The following is a 766-nucleotide window of genomic DNA, read 5'->3' as shown; positions in this document are numbered from 1 at the left end:
TTATTCCACCAGAAAAATTTAGACTTTACAAAAAAGGTGAAACTAATCCTGTTACAGAAGGTGTTTCGCCTCTAGCTATTACAGGAATTGCCGCAAATGCGGATGTTTTAGCAGGTGACTTTACTGTCACAGGTGTTGCCACCGTTGACGGTGTAGAAAAAGAATCTGATCATGTTGATGTACCAGCATTTAAAACACTACCTATCGCAGTTACTGGAATTACCTTGGATAAGACTGAATTAGCTTTAAAAGTTGGTGAAACAGCAACGTTAACACCTACAATCATGCCAGAAAACGCAACAAACAAAGCGTATAGATTCAATTCTGAAGATGCAGCGATTGGAACGGTAACGCCAGTGCAAGGAAAAGTAACAGCCGTATCGGAAGGTGTTACAAAACTTGTTGGTACAACTGAAGACGGTAATTTTACAGCAGAATGTACTTTGACAGTATCAGCAGCAGAATAAAAATTATTGATTAAGGACGGCTTTAGTTAGCCGTTCTTTTTTTGGAGGTTAAAAAATGGAACGCAAAATTGAACTAACTTTACGCATTGATGGCGAAGAAAAAACTTTTACACAGGACTTTGTGCCGTTTTCTAAGCGTACAGACTATATAAAAAAAGAAAATTCACTTAGAGAAGAAAAAACAAGCGAAGGATTAGAACCAACAGCTGACGAGTATTTAGAAATGCAAATTCAATTCGTCGCCGATTTATTCGATGAAAAAGAACTTACTAAAGAAGCAATTCTTAACGGTATGGATG

Annotated in this window: 2 protein-coding genes; both read left to right on the top strand. The window is 37.3% G+C overall.

Annotated features, from left to right (window positions below):
* On the top strand, positions 1-467 hold a 467-nt coding region (locus ACTNBA_RS19080), incomplete at its 5' end, for an Ig-like domain-containing protein (RefSeq protein WP_441075825.1).
* 55 nt (positions 468-522) lie between these two features.
* Positions 523-766: phage tail assembly chaperone G (gene gpG / locus ACTNBA_RS19075; RefSeq protein ID WP_441075824.1), on the top strand; the 244-nt coding region annotated here is incomplete at its 3' end.

It is taken from the genome of Clostridium sulfidigenes, from assembly GCF_052067195.1.
Classification (GTDB): Bacteria; Bacillota; Clostridia; order Clostridiales; family Clostridiaceae; genus Clostridium_J; species Clostridium_J sulfidigenes.
This window is presented reverse-complemented; position numbering and strand designations above follow the sequence as displayed.